Source organism: Nocardia noduli, assembly GCF_019038455.1.
GTDB lineage: Bacteria > Actinomycetota > Actinomycetes > Mycobacteriales > Mycobacteriaceae > Nocardia > Nocardia noduli.
The window spans coordinates 68004-82896 of record NZ_JAFMPL010000005.1 but is presented as its reverse complement, the minus strand read 5'-3'; the positions used below and the strand labels follow the sequence as shown (position 1 = coordinate 82896).

Genomic DNA, 14893 nt, shown 5'->3' with positions numbered 1-14893 from the left:
CGAGTCGGCCGAGTCGGTAGCCCACCGGCCGCCCGCCGCGCGGGCCGGACGACATTTCCCAATGCTGTGAAAGGAACCCCGCGCATGCGCGCACTCATCGGCGGCGGCAAGACTTGGCAGCTGCGCGACATCGACTCCCCGAGCCATCTCGGAGCGATCCGCATCCAGGTCATGGCCGCCGGAATAGACCGCGCCGACCTGTATGCCCTCGACGGCAGCTATACCGCCAAGTCCCAGCAGTCCGGGGAATTCACCGCCGGGATGGAGGTCGCCGGCATCGTGGAGACTTCGAGCCCGCTGGCTCCGCATCTGCGTGCCGGGACGCGCGTTATGGGCATCACCGTCGCAGCGTTCGCCGACTACGCCCTGTGTGATCCGCGGTTGCTCGTGCCCATTCCGGACGGTCTGAGCTTCGAGCAGGCAGCAACGTTGCCCGTCGGGTTGATCACCGAACACGACGCGCTGGTGACCCAGGCGGGTTTCACCGTCGGCAACAGCGTGCTGATCGTCGGCGGCACTTCCTCGATCGGGCTCGTCGGAATCCAGCTCGCCAAAGCCCTGGGAGCGGCGACGGTCATCGCGACCACTACCAGCGAGGAAGAGCGCGACGCTCTGACCGCCGCTGGTGCCGACGTCACGGTGAATACCACCACCGAGGACCTCGCCGAACTCGTCTCCGCTGCAACCGGCGGCACCGGCGTGGACATCACCCTCGACCACGTGGGCGGCGACCTGTTCGTCGCCCTGCCCGCCGCCACCGCCATCGGCGGCACGATCGTCAGCATCGGCCGCCTCGCTGGCGCGGCAACGAGTCTGAACCTCGACACCATCGCCTTCCGACGCCAGCGGCTGCTCGGAACCACCTTCAGTATCCGCACCCGCGCCGAACTCGCCGAGGTCGTGGCCGCGCTGACCTCCCATGCGCTCACCGCGGTCGCCGCAGGCAAGGTCCGGTCGTGGCTGGACACCGTGTTCATCCCGGAAAACGCCGACGAAGCCGCCGAACGGCTGCGCGGCCACGATGCGCTCGGCAAGATCGTGTTGTCCTTCGCCGCCACCCATCCCGGGTCGGCGCCCGCCCCGGCACAACCGGCCGATATGTTCGGCACGATCCGCCAGATCGGCTATGTCGTGCGCGATATCGAAGCTTCCATGCGCGGCTTTGTCGACAGTGGAATCGGGCCCTGGTTCTACCTCAAGGGCCTGCAGCCGGGGAACTTCACCTACCGTGGCGAACCGTCGGGAATGGTCATGGATGTCGCGGTCGCCAACAGCGGCGACATCCAGATCGAGCTCATCAGCCCGGTCAACGACGAACCCTCGATGTACAAGGACTTCCTCGACGCCGGCCATGAGGGCACGCAGCACTTCGCCTGCTGGAACGAGAACTACCAGGATCTCTACGACCCCGGGTTCACTGTCGGGCAGGAAGGCGAGATCGGCGGCGCTACAGGCCGATTCGCCTACCTCGAGACCGAACACCACCCCGGCACCGTCGTCGAGATCTCCGACTTCGGCGGCACCAAGAAATTCGTGTTCGACTTCATCGAACTCGCCGCCGCCAACTGGGACGGCACCAACCCCATCCAGGTGATCGACCCCGCTCTGCTCAGCGGCGACCCGGCCGTCATGGACGAGATGAAAGCGGCACTGGGCGGATGAGAGTCCATCACCTCAACTGCGGCACCATGCACCCGCACTTCACCCCCGCAGGGCTGGTCTGCCACGTACTGCTGGTAGAAACCCCCGGAGGTTTGGTCCTCGTGGATTCCGGGCTGGGGCTGCACGACTCGCTCTCTCCTGCCGAGCGGTTCGGACCGGGCCGCCACTATGTCCGGCCCGTCTTCGACCCTTCCGAAGCCGCGATCATGCAGATCCGGCGCCTCGGATTCGACCCGCACGATGTGCGCCATATCGTGCTGACCCATCTCGATGCCGATCACGCCGGGGGTTTGGCCGACTTCCCCTGGGCTCAGGTGCATCTCACCAGCGCGGAGTCCTTCGCCGCGCAGCATCCCCGCACCTTCATGGAGCGGGAGCGCTACGTCGCAGCCCAACGCTCGCACAACCCAACCCTGGTCGAACACACCGCAGTCGCCGGTGAGTCCTGGCGCGGTTTCGCCGGTGCCGAAGAACTCACCGATATCGCCTCGGGCATCGTGTTGATCAATCTACCCGGCCACAGTCGCGGTCACGCCGCCGTGGCGGTCGACGCCGGTGATCGCTGGCTGCTGCACGTGGGTGACTCCTTCTATCACCACGGCCAGCTCGACGGCAGCAATTCGGCCCCGCGTGCGATCACCGCGATGGAACGAGTCACCGCCTACGACTGGAAACAGGTCAAGGCCAACCATCGACGGCTCACCGAGCTGTGGAATACCGCCGAGCCGGACCTGCTGCTGGTCAACGCCCACGACCCCCACCTGCTCGACCGCGCACTCGGCCGCACCTAACCGGCCCGACGGACCAACCCAGCCACGCCCGACAGCGCAGTCCTGCAGAGCAGACCGCGCCAGGATGGCGCGCCCGAAACACGCACAGAAAGTACCGATTCCATGAGCCGGATCTTCGGCAGCATCGCCCAAATGGGCTACGTCGTCCGCGATATCAACGCTGAAATGCAGCGGTGGATCGCCCACGGCGTCGGCCCGTGGTTCTACGTCCACGACGTCGAAACCGACTACTTCACCCACCGCGGCACACCGTCGCCGATGAAAATGAGTGTCGCCCTCGCCAATTCCGGCGACGTGCAGATCGAACTGATCCAGCCCCGCAACGACGCCCCGTCGCTGTACCGGGAATTCCTGGACTCCGGTCGCGAAGGCCTGCAGCACATCGCCTACTGGAGCGAAGACTTCCAAGGTCTCTACGACAAGGCCCTGGAATCGGGCTACGAGGTCGGCCACGAAGGCTCGATCGGGGGCGAGCAGGGCCGTTTCGCCTACCTCGACACCGAGAAGACCTTCGGCCACATCATCGAGATCTCCGACATCAGTGGGCCAAAGGGCCTGTTCTTCCGCTACATCCGCGAGGTCGCCGCCACCTGGGACGGCAGCGAACCCATCCGCGGCGACATCGACAAACTGCAGTGAGTACCGAAGGACAAACCATGACTACGATCGCCTACCCCGACCCCGCCACGCTGCCCGAACAACTGCGGCAGGCACTGGCCACACACACCGCCAACATCTACCGCATGGTCGCCCACTCCCACGGCATGGGCGTGAGCTTTCTGAGCATGGCCGATGCCATGCTGCAAACCAACTCGGTGCCCTTCGCACTACGCGAACTGGCGATCCTGCGCGTGGGCCACGTCTATGAAGCCGCCTACGAACTGCACCATCACGAACGATTCGCCCGCGCGATCGGACTCAGCGAAGAAGCGATCGCCGCGGCCGCGACGGGATCGGGTGAGGGCATCAGCGCCGACGAGGCCGCCGTATTGCGCTGGACCGACGAGCTGCTCAACGACCACACCCTCGGCGAAACGACCCGCACCGAAGCCCTGGAACTGTTCACCGTCACCGAGCTCGCCGACTTCGTGCTCACCGTCGGCTTCTACCAACTGGTCTGCAACTTCCTCAACGCTTTCGACATCACCACCGACGGCGAAGCATGACCGCGCAGTGGCCACTACCGCGGTCCTGATTGCCGGCACCTCATCGGGAATAGGCCGGGGCCACAGCCCAACACCTTGCCCGAATACCCGAGCTGACGGCCTACCTGTGGCAAGCGTGTGGTAGGGGCTGTCGGTGGGTGCGGCTGCCATCGCGGTGGTGACGATGTCGCTGAACCCCGTGCCGCTGCGGCTCCCCACGACTTGCCGCCAGCCCCCGACACCCTCGCCCGCGCAATCACCGGAGCCGTCACCACCGCAAGACCATGAGCACCAATCAGCGTCGGCCTTGTCGCGAAGGTCTTGATCCGGGGGCGACGCCCACGCCTGTCGGGCAGCTGGGCGTTCGGTGCCCTTCTGCGCCATCAGCACCGGCCCACCCGAGGTCGGCAGCAGCGCGCCGCCAACTCCTCCGCGAGCTGCCGAGATCGCTGACTGGTCGGACCAACGTCACCAACCAGCTGCGTGCGAACTCCGGCGCCATGGACAAGAACGGAAGGCACTTCCGCACCCACGCACTGATCGGAACAGCCCTCTCCGGCGAGATCGACAGCGTGTTCTGTGAGCGCATCCAGATGAGATCCGATGCGGGGCAGGCCGGCTGTAGAACTGCGACAACAGCTTCGGATCGGAACAGTCGAAATCGACCGACAGTCAGCGCAGACCCCAGTAGCGCAGCGTGGAGACGCACAGATCGAGACAGGCGCCGTCGAGATACCATCGTGCGCCATCGACGCGAGCGAGCAGATTGGGGCAGTCTGGCTCGTCGCGCGCACTTCTCAGCATTTGTGCATGCGAATAGGCCACCTCGAGGCGGGGCTATCGTCACATACGATTCGCACCCGTCATAGACCGGATTTTCGGGCTGCATCTCTGACGTATCGCTCGGACAGCGACCGGGAGCGGCCGCGTCCCCGGCTCCCGGTCGCCGAATGATCAGACCTCGGGCGAGAACAATCCATCCGGCACGGCCCGGTCGAGTTCGTCCAGCGTCCAGAGGCTGCGCAGGTCGTTGTCTTTGAGGATGACCGGACCGTCCGTCACGTCGGTCCAGCGTGTGACTTCCGATCCCTTGACCGCGAATACCTGTCCGGTGACATCGGCGGCAGCATCCGTGCACAGCCAGGTGAGCATCGGTGCGATCAGGTCCGCCGGGGGCAGGTAGAACTGTCCGAACTGGTCCTCCGGCACGCCCTGTGCGCGGAGAGCCTCGTCCATTTGATCTTTGTAGAGGTCGAACGTGCGGGTGCCTGCTGCGGGGGCATAGCAATTGAAGGTCAGTCCGGTGCCGCTGTACTGATGCGCGAGGTCGTGACACAGACCGATCCCGCCGTTCATCGCGATAGCGCCCAGCGGGTTGGCCTGAGTTCCACGCGCGATCTCCGACGTGGCGAACAACATTCGTCCCCAACCGCGCTCGACCATCCCCGGCACAGCCGCACGAGCCAGCCAGAACTTCTGCCCGATATACAGGTTGAGCAGCTTCTGCCACGACTCGTCGTCAGCCTGAAGCCCGGCCATCGCACCGGCGACAAGGGCACCGGCGTTGGCCACGACGATGTCGCAGGCACCGAAGTTGTCGACGGCTACCCGGACGGCGTTGGCGGCTCCCTCGGGCTCGGCGATCGAATCGTAGCTCGGTACGGCGACTCCTCCCGCCTCGACGATCGCGGCGACGGTGCCGTCAGCGGCCTCGGAGCTGCGCCCCTCGCCGCCGACGCTCGTGCCCAGATCGTTCACGACCACGTTCGCCCCTTCGGCGGCGAGTCGGATGGCGAGTTCCTTTCCGATGCCGTTGCCGCTACCGGTCACCAGCGCAGTCCGGCCTTTCAGTCGATCACTCATGGGTGTTTCCTCTCGGTTGGGGTCGGCGTAAGCCGGCCCGTGGGTTGTGACTCGGGGTGTCGTGAGGCTGCGCACCGGGACGGTAAGGTCACCGGTCCGTCTCCGAGCAGTGTTCTGGCGTCCTCGGTGACCTCGAGGGGATGTACGCGAGGGCTTCGCCGCGGTAATCGCCTTCCCACCCCTGCGGGAAGTCCCGGCCGGAGTCCGGGAAGGTCACGATCGCGCTCTTGCAGGCCTCGAGTTCGATGTGTTCGAAACCGACGAGTCGAAGAACCGGGTGTACGACACTGCTGACCTCGGGATGCACGTACAGCGCAACGACCTTCTTGTCCGCGCTCTGGTATTCGCGATCGTCACCGACAGGGTGACCGTGCCGTCGCGGCTGATCTCGGTGCGGTCGAACTCCGGGTCGCCGTAGCCGAAGTCCGTGTAACCCAGGCCGAAGCCCAACGGGTAGCGGCGAGTTGTCATCGAACACGTAGCCCGGACGCGCCGCGGGTTGCGGTTGTAGAAGATCCGAAGCTGCCCGGCGTTGCGCGCGATCGTGACAGGCCGCCGCCCGGACGGATTGACGTCGCCGAACAGGATGCCCATGATCGCATTACCGGTCTCGTGCCCTTCGTACCAGCTCTCGAGGATCTCAGAGACCGACTCCGCCAGATCGAGCACCGGCGCGAGCGCCACCGAGAAACCCGCTACGCGAAGCTCCTTCCGAATGACGCCGAAAACCCGGCCGATCAAATCCCAATTCCGACGGTTGCCCAGCCCGATCGACTGTGGGAACGTCATCGCGCCGGCCAGCGAGGGGCCGTGCGAACCTTCGCAGTCGAACAGCACCGGGATGCCGAGAGGAATATCCTCGATCACCCGAGACTGAATCGCGTTCATCGTCGCCACCTCACCCGCGACGGTCGGGTGCCGGAATAGGAAGAACGAGCTGATGCCGTCCGGGATAGCAGAGCGCGCCACGGTCTGGTCGATCTCGCCCTGCTCGTCCACGATACCGAAAGTCGGCCGAGCGTCCTTGGCCGATATCGGAAACAACGTGGTCTTCACCCCAGGTTGAGACTCGCTCCTCGGCCATGCGCAGACCACGGGGCCGCCGGTGAGGGTGATAGACGAGACCGCAGGATCGGGCCGCCGATCGGATGTGCCGGCCACTCCGAGAGCGTCGACCCGACAGTGGCCGGAGTTCAACAAGACGGGAAGCTCGGTGAGTCGTAGCCGCCCTTGTCCGCATCGGGTCCACGCGCCCCCAGAGCAGTTCCCCGGACATAGATGATATCGGGATTGATCGCCCGAATATCCTCGTCTCTCCCGAGTTTCCGACGCGCGTCGGGCAAGAAATTGGTCACGAAGACATCACACGTCCGCACGATGTCGTAGAGAATCTCGAGAGCTTCCGGCTTCTCCAACGCCAAACCGATACCACGTTTACTGCGGTTGGGATGCTCCATGATCGGCGCGAACCCACCGTCGGCCTCCATACCACCGAGATTTCGGAGACCACGCTGGGCATCACCACGCACCGCGTGTTCCACCTCGATCACATCAGCTCCCCAATCGGCGAGCACCGCGCCCGACACAGGTACATACGTGAACTGGGCAACCTCGACCACCCGCACCCCGCTCATCGGCCTAGACGGCATCCGCGAACTCCCTACTGACAACGGCACGATAATGACCAGGTTGAGTTCTGAATCACTTTCACCGTAACTTCATTCGATTGATCACACAAGACAGGCAGTAGAATGAACACATATTCACAGTCGGTCCGCGGGCGATCGAACTCATGTGGCGCGGTGTCACCCGAGCCGGCCGACGCCCGCCACCACCTTGTCGCGCTACTGTCGAGAACTCTCGACAGGTCAGGCGAGTTTCTGCACGTCGGAGTGCCAACTGTCGGGACCTCCGGCCTTGGGGACCCACCATTACAAGCGGCAGACCGGCGAATGTGTCGACAACGACCAGTTCGACTTCGCGGTCATGATGACCCGACTCCAAGGCCGGCAGCTGGACTCTTGGATCGATATCGTCACCAACGACTCGCTGACCGCGACAGCCTCTTTCGCCCGGAAGCTGCGCCGCGACATCGACGCCGTCCGCAACGGCCTCGCCCTGCCCTATAGCTCGGTAACAGTGGGGAGGAAGCCGAAGTGTCCGGCGTGGTGGGTGTAGGTGAGGTCGGTGAGCAGGCTGTGGTTGTCGGGGGTGGAGAACCAGGCGATCTGGTCGTAGAAGTTGTGGTTGTTGTTGTCGCCGAAGATGGTGCGGTCGACGGTGTCGAGTTCGGCGGGTGGGAACAGTCCGGTGGAGACGAAAGCCGAAGAGTGGGTTGCCGAGTCGGTCGAGGTTGAAGTCGCCGCACAGGATCTGGCTGCGGCCTCATTCATCGGTGCACCGCTCAACCCAGTAGCCGCGCGGCGATGGCCCGTGCGCGCTCGGCGGCGGCCGGACTCGACTCGCGCACCGCTGTTACGATCGCCCCGTCGACCAGTAGCGCGAAGTCCGAGGCCAATTCGGCGGCGTCTGGGCGGCCCGCGTCCGCGAGCAGGTCCGCCAGGTAGTCGATGACGCGCCGCTTGTGCACGTCGGCGACCCGATGTGCGGGGGAATCCGGATCGGCCATCTCGATCATGGTGTTGATGAAGGCGCAGCCACGGAAATCGTTGCGCGCGAAACGTTGCGCGAGTGCGTCGAATACCGCGAGCGGGCGTTCGGCGGGCGAGCGCGCTCCGGCATCGACCGATTCCCGTAGCCACGCCAACCACCTGCGGTCCCGGTCCTCGAGAACCGCGACGACCAGCGCGTCCTTCCCGTCGAAATGCCGGTAGAAGGAGGCGCGGCCGACCCCCGATTCCTGGAGCAGTCGGTCGACACCGACGGCGTGGATCCCTTCGGCGTAGAAGAGATCTTCGGCGGTGGTGAGCAGACGCTGCCTGGCCCGGGTTGCCATGAGCACGACACTAGCAGAACGGCACCAATCGGTACCGTTCTGCTTGACGGAGATGGCACCGATCAGTACCGTCTTAATTCGGCACCGATTGGTACCGTTTGGAGTCGAACTCGGAGCGCACATGTCCCGACTGCCCCTGATCACTACCGAAATCGCCGACGACGAACAGAACGCGCTACTCACCGAGTTGAAGCGCCAACTCGGGCGAGTCCCGAATCTCTATGCCGCCCTGGCCAACAGCCCCGCCGCACTGCGCGGCTACCTCGAACTGCGCCACGCGCTCGCCGGGGGCGTACTCGGCGCGCGACTGCGCGAACAACTCGCCCTGCTGATCGCCGCCGAGAACGGCTGCGACTACTGCGTCGCCGCGCACACCATGCGCGCCGGTCGAATGGGGTTCGACGAGCGTGAGATCTCCGATACCCGCGACGCCCGCTCCGATGATCCACACACCGACGCGGTCCTGCGCCTGGCACGCGACATCCTGCGAACCCGAGGTCGGATCGATGACGCCGCACTCGCCGCCGCCCGCGCCGCGGGCGTCTCCGACGCCGAGATCGGCGATATCACCGGTCATATCGCCCTGAACGTGCTGTCGAACTACTTCAACCACATCGCCGCGCCGGAACTGGATTTCCCGGCCGCGGCCCCGACGGAAGGATCGAAGATGAACCAGGCATGGCGCGATGCCGCCCGCGTCGAACTGGCCGAGGGCTACACGCTGTTCGATCGCGAGGGACAGCCCGCACGCACCGTGCAGGACGCGCGGATCTCGATCGAGGGCGGCTTCCTGCACATCCGGGTCGCCGACGACGCGGATATCCAGATCGTCTCGGCTCCAGGCGTCGCGCTGGTGACCTATCGGGCCGAGTGAGCGACGCAGGCATACCGCACTATTGGATAGTGTTACTATCCAATAGTGCGAGTATCCGAATTGGCGAGGCAGGCCGGGGTCCCTCTCTCTGCGGTGAAGTACTACCAACGGGAAAGATTGGTACCGGAGGGGGACCGATCGGCCCCCAATCAGGCCGAATACAGCGAGGCTCATGTCCAGCGAGTTCGCCTGATCCGTGCGCTGTTGGAGACCGGCGGGTTGTCGATCGCGGCGACAAAGGCCGTGATCGAGACGTTGGATGCGGGAGGCACTTCTCTTGCGGAGACGTTCGCGGTCGCGCAGCACGCGATGAGCACTCCACGGACCAGCGAGTCCACTCCCAGCGCTGAATCACGAGACCGCGTAACGCAGATCGCCCATTCACAGGGCTGGGCCATCAGCGCCGACAACCCCGGAATCAATGCCGCGGCACGCGCTCTGGACGGGCTCCGCGCGATCGGGTTCGACGCTCCCGACGCCTATCTCACCGCCTACGCGACCGCCGCATCGGCCGCGGCCGTCGCGGACCTGCGTGCGCTGACCACGCGGCAAACGCCGGACCGGATTGCTGAACTCATGGTCGTAGGTTCCGTCCTCGGCGATCCGCTCTTCGCCGGTCTGCGCCGCCTCGCTCAGCAAGGCGCCACGCACGATCTGTTTCCCGCCGACACGAAACGAGACCGAACATGACCACCAGGCCCACCCACGTCGTCCTCGGCGGCAACGGGGTCATCGGAAGAGAAACCCTGCGCGCTCTGCTGAGTCGCGGTGAGAATGTCGCCTCGGTAGGACGGCGCCCCTCCACCGTCGAGGGATCTCGGTCGATAACCGCGGACCTCCTTGTCGCCGAGGATGTTTCGCGTGCGGTCGCTGGAGCGCGTACTGCCTACCTGACCGCGGGGCTGCCGTACTCCGCCCGCATCTGGGCGGAGCAGTGGCCGGTCATCGTGGCCAATGCGATCGAAGCCGCGCTCACCCACGATACCCACCTCGTCTACTTCGACAACGTGTACGCCTACGGTCGGGTAGAGGGTTCGATGACCGAGCGGACACCGATAAACCCCGCCGGTAAGAAAGGTCGCGTTCGCGCCGACGCGTTGCGGACCCTGGCCACCGCTGCCTCCGAGCGCGGACTCGTCTACACGGTAGGCCGAAGCGCGGACTTCTACGGTCCCGGCGCGAACACCAGCGTGTTCAACACCTTCGCCCTCGACAAGATCGCGGTAGGCAAGGACGGAACCTGGCTCTACGACGCGGACAAGCCCCACTCTCTCACCTATACGCCCGACATCGGAAACGCTTTGACAATCCTCGGCGCCGATCCGGCCGCGCGGGGCAGCATCTGGCACTTGCCCACGGCCGCGCCACTGACCGGCCGTCAATACATCGAACTCGCCGCCGGGTCCGACGCCAGTGTCAAGATCATGTCCTGCACGACGATGCGGATCGGAGCGCTGTTCAACTCCGGTGCCCGGGAAACACTCGAGATGGGCTATCAGTACACCGCGCCCTATGTGTTCGACTCCCACGCTTTCGAAACGTCTTTCTCGGTGGTGTCGACTCCTGCCGAGGAGGGGATCGCGGTGTCCCTCGCCTTCGCGAGGAACCAGATCCCGACCTGACCTGTTCGGTCCGGGTGATCTGGCCCTTGGGGAGGAGTCACTCTTATGAGAGTTGAGGCAAACGACTGTCAGGAAGGTCGTGGTGCCGAAATCGTATCCGCGGTCTTTGTGCAGGCAGGTGTGTGCGCGACTGTGTACTGGGGAGCCTGTTGCCGAGATTGTTTCTGAGACAGGAATGTTCGCGCGGCGACACTGTTCGAGTGGAAGGCTCAGGCCCTAGTCGATGCGGGAGTCCGCGAAGGCGTGCTGAGCGTTGAGGCCGACGAATTGGCCTCTGAGCATCGACGGATCGTTCAACTGGAGGCCGAGTTGAAGCTCACCCGGGATGCGTGTGAATTGTTCGACGAGCAGGCGGTGGTCTCCCCAACGGAAATATGCGATCGTCGAATGGCTGATCGCGAGTGGGCATTCGGCACGAGCGGGCGTGCCGTATCGCGGGATTGAACCGCGCCACCTTTGACCGCCTGCGCACACCAGCGGTATCGCTTCGGTTCCTGCGGCGAACGATTGTGGCCGACGAGATCGCAAGGATTCACTTGCGATCTCGCGGAACATACGGGTGGCGGCAGGTTCAGGCGGTGTTGCTGAGCGAGTGTGACATGGTGGTTGATCATAAGTCGTGTCAATCGTGGCCTTCGCCGAGAGAGGAAACTGATGCGCTCGCTCCACCAACGGTGTTACGCGCGGAGCGCGGTGAAGTGGATTCCGGTGTTGACGCCGCTGCGGCTCCGCAAACCTGTATTGACCCGAACCGCTGGAGCATTGTGTTCGGCTCCGAGGACCGGGCTGCGCGAGATTCGGTACAGCCCCGGTCCTCAGCCGATCAGGCCGAGTTCTCGGGCTCGTCCGACCGCTTCGTGACGACTGTGGGCATCGAGTCGGGCCATGGCGGCGCGTAGGTAGCTCTTGACGGTCGCGGGGGACAGGCCGAGACGGTCGGCGATCGCCGCGTTGCGCTGGCCGAGCGCGGCCAGGGCTAGTACGTCGAGTTGTCGTGGCGTAAGGGTGATGATCGAGTCCGGTGTGAAGGCACTGTCGAGGAGTTCCCGGATCTGTGGTCCGACCGAGGTGTCCGGCGAGGTCGAGACGAGCTGCCGGATCTCGGCGTAGAAACGTCGAAGTCTGGCGAGTTCGACCGAGTCGACGCTGGCGCAACTGGTGGATGTAGGGCTTTTTCGGGTGTGGACGGCCAGTTCGGTCGATGTCCGTATCCCTTCGCGGAACAGCGCCGACAGCAATTTCTGCGATAGCGGTCGTGGCTCGCGTGTGCCGACGTAGATCAATCCTGCCAACCTGTCGTCGACTATCACGGGTGCGACGGCCAGAGCGCCGATGCCTTCGGCGAGGATCTGCCTGTCGTAGTCGTGGGTGATCGTGCGCGCGGTGCCGTAGTCGTCGACGAATTGTGGGGTCTGGCGTATCCAGGTTTGCCCGCCGAGGCCTCGGCCTTCACGGATGGTGAGTGTGTGCAGATCGGGTGAGCGGGTTCCCGCGACCGAGGTGATCGGTATGCGGTCGCCTGTTCGGATACCGCCGAAGGTCAGGGGTGCTGCTGTAGTGGCCCGGAGCCTGACGACGGCCCGCCGCACGAGTGTCTGGGCGGTATATGGATCGGTGTCGAGCGTCAAAGGTGACTACCGCCTTTCGGGGCTGGTGCGATCGTGGGTCGTATCCGAGTATGTGTCCTGGGTCATCGTTGTCAGGCCAGTGTCGCCTGGCACACGGCCTTCTGTCACCTGCGCCTGAATGAGAGATTCGATGAGTCGTCCGCAGTCGAGCGAGCCCGTGTCCTACCCGCCGAGCCCGGAGTTCACCGCCGCGGCCAACGCGGGCCCCGAACTGCGAGCCGCCGCGGAGGCGGACAGGCTCGCGTTCTGGAGCGCACAGGCCGAGCGTCTGGACTGGGTGACTTCGTGGACACAGGTTCTCGACTGGTCGGACGCGCCCGTGGCGAAATGGTTCGTCGGAGGCAGTTTGAACGTTGCCTACAACTGCGTCGATCGGCATGTCGAAGCAGGCAACGGTGATCGGGTAGCGATCCATTTCGAGGGCGAGCCGGGTGATACGCGGTCGCTGACCTACCGCGACCTGCTCGCGGAGGTGTCGCGGGCGGCGAACACTTTTACCGACCTGGGTCTCGTGGCCGGTGACCGGGTCGCGATCTACATGCCGATGATTCCCGAAGCGATCGTGACGATGCTTGCGTGCGCACGCCTCGGACTGACACATTCGGTCGTCTTCGCGGGGTTCTCGGCTACCGCGCTGCGTTCGCGGATCGATGATGCCCAGGCGAAACTCGTCGTCACCGTCGACGGACAGTGGCGCCGCGGACAGGCCGCGCCGCTCAAGTCGGCCGTCGACGAGGCTGTCGAGGGCGCCGAGTCGGTGCGGAACGTGCTGGTGGTCGCGCGGACCGGAATCGCCGTCGACTTCACAGAGGGGCGTGACTTGTGGTGGCACGAGACCGTCGAGAAGGCGTCTGACGAGCACACCGCGCAGGCGTTCGACGCCGAGCATCCGCTGTTCATCCTCTACACCTCCGGCACGACCGGCAAACCGAAGGGCATCATCCACACCTCGGGTGGTTACCTCACCCAGGCGTCCTACACCCATCACAACGTGTTCGATCACAAGGCTGGCGTCGACGTGTACTGGTGCACCGCCGATATCGGTTGGGTGACCGGCCACTCCTACATCGTCTACGGGCCGCTGAGCAACGGTGTAACGCAGGTGGTCTACGAGGGCACACCGAATTCACCGAACGAACACAGGCATTTCGAGATCATCGAAAAGTATGGCGTATCCATCTATTACACCGCGCCGACTCTGGTGCGGACGTTCATGAAGTGGGGACGCGATATTCCCGACGCTCACGATCTGTCTTCGATCCGTCTGCTCGGTTCGGTCGGTGAGCCGATCAACCCCGAGGCCTGGCGCTGGTTCCGTGACGTCATCGGGGCCGGCAGTGCGCCGATCGTGGACACCTGGTGGCAGACCGAGACCGGTGCCATCATGATCTCGCCTCTACCAGGGATCACCGCGACCAAACCCGGGTCGGCGATGGCGCCACTGCCGGGTATCTCGGCCAAGATCGTCGACGACCGAGCCCGCCCGCTGGGGGCTGGTGGTAGTGGTTACCTGGTGCTCGATCAGCCGTGGCCGTCGATGCTGCGTGGGATCTGGGGCGATATGCAGCGCTACATCGACACCTACTGGTCCCGCTACGCCGAGCAGGGCTGGTACTTCGCCGGTGACGGCGCCAAATACGACGAAGACGGCGCCCTGTGGGTCTTGGGCCGGGTCGATGACGTCATGAACGTCTCCGGGCACCGCATCTCGACCTCCGAGGTCGAATCCGCGTTGGTCGCCCACCACGCGGTGGCCGAAGCGGCTGTGGTGGGAGCCGCCGACGAAACCACCGGACAGGGCATCGTCGCGTTCGTCATCCTGCGTGAAGGTGCCGACAACACCGGTGACACTCTGATCGCGGAACTGAAAGCTCAGGTGTCCACCGAGATCTCGCCGATCGCCAAACCACGCCAGATCACCATCGTCCCCGAATTGCCCAAGACCCGGTCCGGCAAGATCATGCGACGCCTGTTGCGCGACATCGCCGAAGGCCGCGAACTCGGCGACACCTCGACCCTGGTCGACCCAAAAGTCTTCGACACCCTGCGCGAGAGTCGGTAGTCCGCACGGGCCGTCGGTCCAAACTGCTGAGCGCTCTCTCGACCGCAGGGTGATCCGGGCGCCTCGAGTGGTAGTGCGGACTCGGTCAGAAGATGCCGCCGAGGGGCGGTACTTGTCACCGGTCCACACAGCAGCCCCCAGAGCCGTTCACCGGATAGACCCTTCTTGAAGGCTTTCACGTTGTATTGCCGTCGGAGCGCCCTACGGGGGGCCCGGGTCGTTGCAGCACCATAGGCAAGAAATCCGTGCATGACGCTGGTCGGAATTCGATGGATGGGCGAGCACGCGGT

At 64.7% G+C, this 14893-nt stretch carries 16 protein-coding genes and 1 pseudogene; 9 read left to right on the top strand and 8 right to left on the bottom strand.

Annotation, left to right across the window (positions count from 1 at the left end):
- Positions 1-84 precede the first annotated feature (84 nt).
- The 4 genes from JZ792_RS05590 to JZ792_RS05575 all read left to right on the top strand — a co-directional run bounded on the left by JZ792_RS05590 (position 85) and on the right by JZ792_RS05575 (position 3619).
- Positions 85-1662 (top strand): zinc-binding dehydrogenase, encoded by a 1578-nt coding sequence (locus JZ792_RS05590; RefSeq protein WP_216907525.1) that lies wholly within the window; start codon positions 85-87, stop codon positions 1660-1662.
- Positions 1659-2453, top strand: a complete 795-nt coding sequence (locus tag JZ792_RS05585) for an MBL fold metallo-hydrolase (protein WP_216907523.1) — start codon at positions 1659-1661, stop codon at positions 2451-2453. The genes JZ792_RS05590 and JZ792_RS05585 overlap by 4 nt, the downstream gene beginning before the upstream one ends.
- Positions 2454-2555: 102 nt before the next feature.
- Positions 2556-3092 (top strand): VOC family protein, encoded by a 537-nt coding sequence (locus tag JZ792_RS05580; RefSeq protein WP_216907521.1) that lies wholly within the window; start codon positions 2556-2558, stop codon positions 3090-3092.
- A 17-nt stretch (positions 3093-3109) separates the two neighbouring features.
- Positions 3110-3619 (top strand): carboxymuconolactone decarboxylase family protein, encoded by a 510-nt coding sequence (locus JZ792_RS05575; protein WP_216907519.1) that lies wholly within the window; start codon positions 3110-3112, stop codon positions 3617-3619.
- A 651-nt stretch (positions 3620-4270) separates the two neighbouring features.
- On the opposite strand, the gene JZ792_RS42595 is transcribed toward JZ792_RS05575, so the two are convergent.
- The 7 genes and pseudogenes from JZ792_RS42595 to JZ792_RS05545 all read right to left on the bottom strand — a co-directional run bounded on the left by JZ792_RS42595 (position 4271) and on the right by JZ792_RS05545 (position 8417).
- Positions 4271-4402 carry a hypothetical protein gene (locus tag JZ792_RS42595; protein WP_256461365.1) on the bottom strand — a complete coding sequence of 44 codons (132 nt, stop codon included), beginning with the start codon at positions 4400-4402 and terminating at the stop codon, positions 4271-4273.
- 150 nt (positions 4403-4552) lie between these two features.
- Entirely contained in the window at positions 4553-5536 is a 984-nt protein-coding gene (locus tag JZ792_RS05570; protein ID WP_216907517.1) for an SDR family NAD(P)-dependent oxidoreductase, read from the bottom strand.
- Positions 5537-5549: 13 nt separating this feature from the next.
- Positions 5550-5768: a hypothetical protein gene (locus JZ792_RS43175; protein ID WP_216907515.1), complete on the bottom strand. Its 219-nt coding sequence runs from the start codon at positions 5766-5768 to the stop codon at positions 5550-5552.
- Complete coding sequence (locus tag JZ792_RS05560) at positions 5675-6517, bottom strand: glycoside hydrolase family 3 C-terminal domain-containing protein (protein WP_216907513.1); 843 nt, start codon at positions 6515-6517, stop codon at positions 5675-5677. The genes JZ792_RS43175 and JZ792_RS05560 overlap by 94 nt, the downstream gene beginning before the upstream one ends.
- A gap of 149 nt (positions 6518-6666) precedes the next feature.
- A pseudogene (locus JZ792_RS05555) lies at positions 6667-7095 on the bottom strand (CoA transferase); the annotation flags it as partial.
- A 489-nt stretch (positions 7096-7584) separates the two neighbouring features.
- Positions 7585-7854: a hypothetical protein gene (locus tag JZ792_RS05550; RefSeq protein WP_216907511.1), complete on the bottom strand. Its 270-nt coding sequence runs from the start codon at positions 7852-7854 to the stop codon at positions 7585-7587.
- Positions 7855-7865: 11 nt separating this feature from the next.
- Positions 7866-8417 carry a TetR/AcrR family transcriptional regulator gene (locus JZ792_RS05545; RefSeq protein WP_216907509.1) on the bottom strand — a complete coding sequence of 184 codons (552 nt, stop codon included), beginning with the start codon at positions 8415-8417 and terminating at the stop codon, positions 7866-7868.
- Positions 8418-8538: 121 nt separating this feature from the next.
- On the opposite strand from JZ792_RS05545, the gene JZ792_RS05540 reads away from it, so the two are divergent.
- From JZ792_RS05540 to JZ792_RS41840, 4 genes are all read left to right on the top strand, one after another.
- The gene (locus JZ792_RS05540; protein WP_216907507.1) at positions 8539-9291 is read left to right on the top strand and encodes a carboxymuconolactone decarboxylase family protein; all 753 of its coding nucleotides are present in this window, start codon (positions 8539-8541) and stop codon (positions 9289-9291) included.
- 60 nt (positions 9292-9351) lie between these two features.
- On the top strand, positions 9352-9981 hold the full coding sequence (locus JZ792_RS05535) for a MerR family transcriptional regulator (RefSeq protein ID WP_216907505.1): 630 nt from the start codon (positions 9352-9354) through the stop codon (positions 9979-9981).
- A complete protein-coding gene (locus JZ792_RS05530; protein ID WP_216907503.1) occupies positions 9978-10913 on the top strand; it encodes an NAD-dependent epimerase/dehydratase family protein in 936 nt (311 codons plus the stop codon). The genes JZ792_RS05535 and JZ792_RS05530 overlap by 4 nt, the downstream gene beginning before the upstream one ends.
- 243 nt (positions 10914-11156) lie before the next feature.
- Entirely contained in the window at positions 11157-11357 is a 201-nt protein-coding gene (locus JZ792_RS41840; protein ID WP_254189348.1) for a hypothetical protein, read from the top strand.
- 371 nt (positions 11358-11728) lie between these two features.
- Here the strand turns inward: JZ792_RS41840 and JZ792_RS05520 are convergent, their stop codons facing one another.
- Complete coding sequence (locus tag JZ792_RS05520; RefSeq protein WP_216907501.1) at positions 11729-12541, bottom strand: LuxR C-terminal-related transcriptional regulator; 813 nt, start codon at positions 12539-12541, stop codon at positions 11729-11731.
- Positions 12542-12671: 130 nt separating this feature from the next.
- Between JZ792_RS05520 and acs the strand changes: the two genes are divergently transcribed.
- Entirely contained in the window at positions 12672-14603 is a 1932-nt protein-coding gene (gene acs / locus JZ792_RS05515) for an acetate--CoA ligase (protein ID WP_216907499.1), read from the top strand.
- Positions 14604-14893 lie beyond the last annotated feature (290 nt).

Coding starts and splice junctions, on each gene's coding strand:
- JZ792_RS05590 (WP_216907525.1), top strand. CDS start 85: ATGCGCGCACTCATCGGCGGCGGCAAGACTTGGCAGCTGCGCGACATC.
- JZ792_RS05585 (WP_216907523.1), top strand. CDS start 1,659: ATGAGAGTCCATCACCTCAACTGCGGCACCATGCACCCGCACTTCACC.
- JZ792_RS05580 (WP_216907521.1), top strand. CDS start 2,556: ATGAGCCGGATCTTCGGCAGCATCGCCCAAATGGGCTACGTCGTCCGC.
- JZ792_RS05575 (WP_216907519.1), top strand. CDS start 3,110: ATGACTACGATCGCCTACCCCGACCCCGCCACGCTGCCCGAACAACTG.
- JZ792_RS42595 (WP_256461365.1), bottom strand. CDS start 4,402: ATGCTGAGAAGTGCGCGCGACGAGCCAGACTGCCCCAATCTGCTCGCT.
- JZ792_RS05550 (WP_216907511.1), bottom strand. CDS start 7,854: ATGAATGAGGCCGCAGCCAGATCCTGTGCGGCGACTTCAACCTCGACC.
- JZ792_RS05545 (WP_216907509.1), bottom strand. CDS start 8,417: ATGGCAACCCGGGCCAGGCAGCGTCTGCTCACCACCGCCGAAGATCTC.
- JZ792_RS05540 (WP_216907507.1), top strand. CDS start 8,539: ATGTCCCGACTGCCCCTGATCACTACCGAAATCGCCGACGACGAACAG.
- JZ792_RS05530 (WP_216907503.1), top strand. CDS start 9,978: ATGACCACCAGGCCCACCCACGTCGTCCTCGGCGGCAACGGGGTCATC.
- acs (WP_216907499.1), top strand. CDS start 12,672: ATGAGTCGTCCGCAGTCGAGCGAGCCCGTGTCCTACCCGCCGAGCCCG.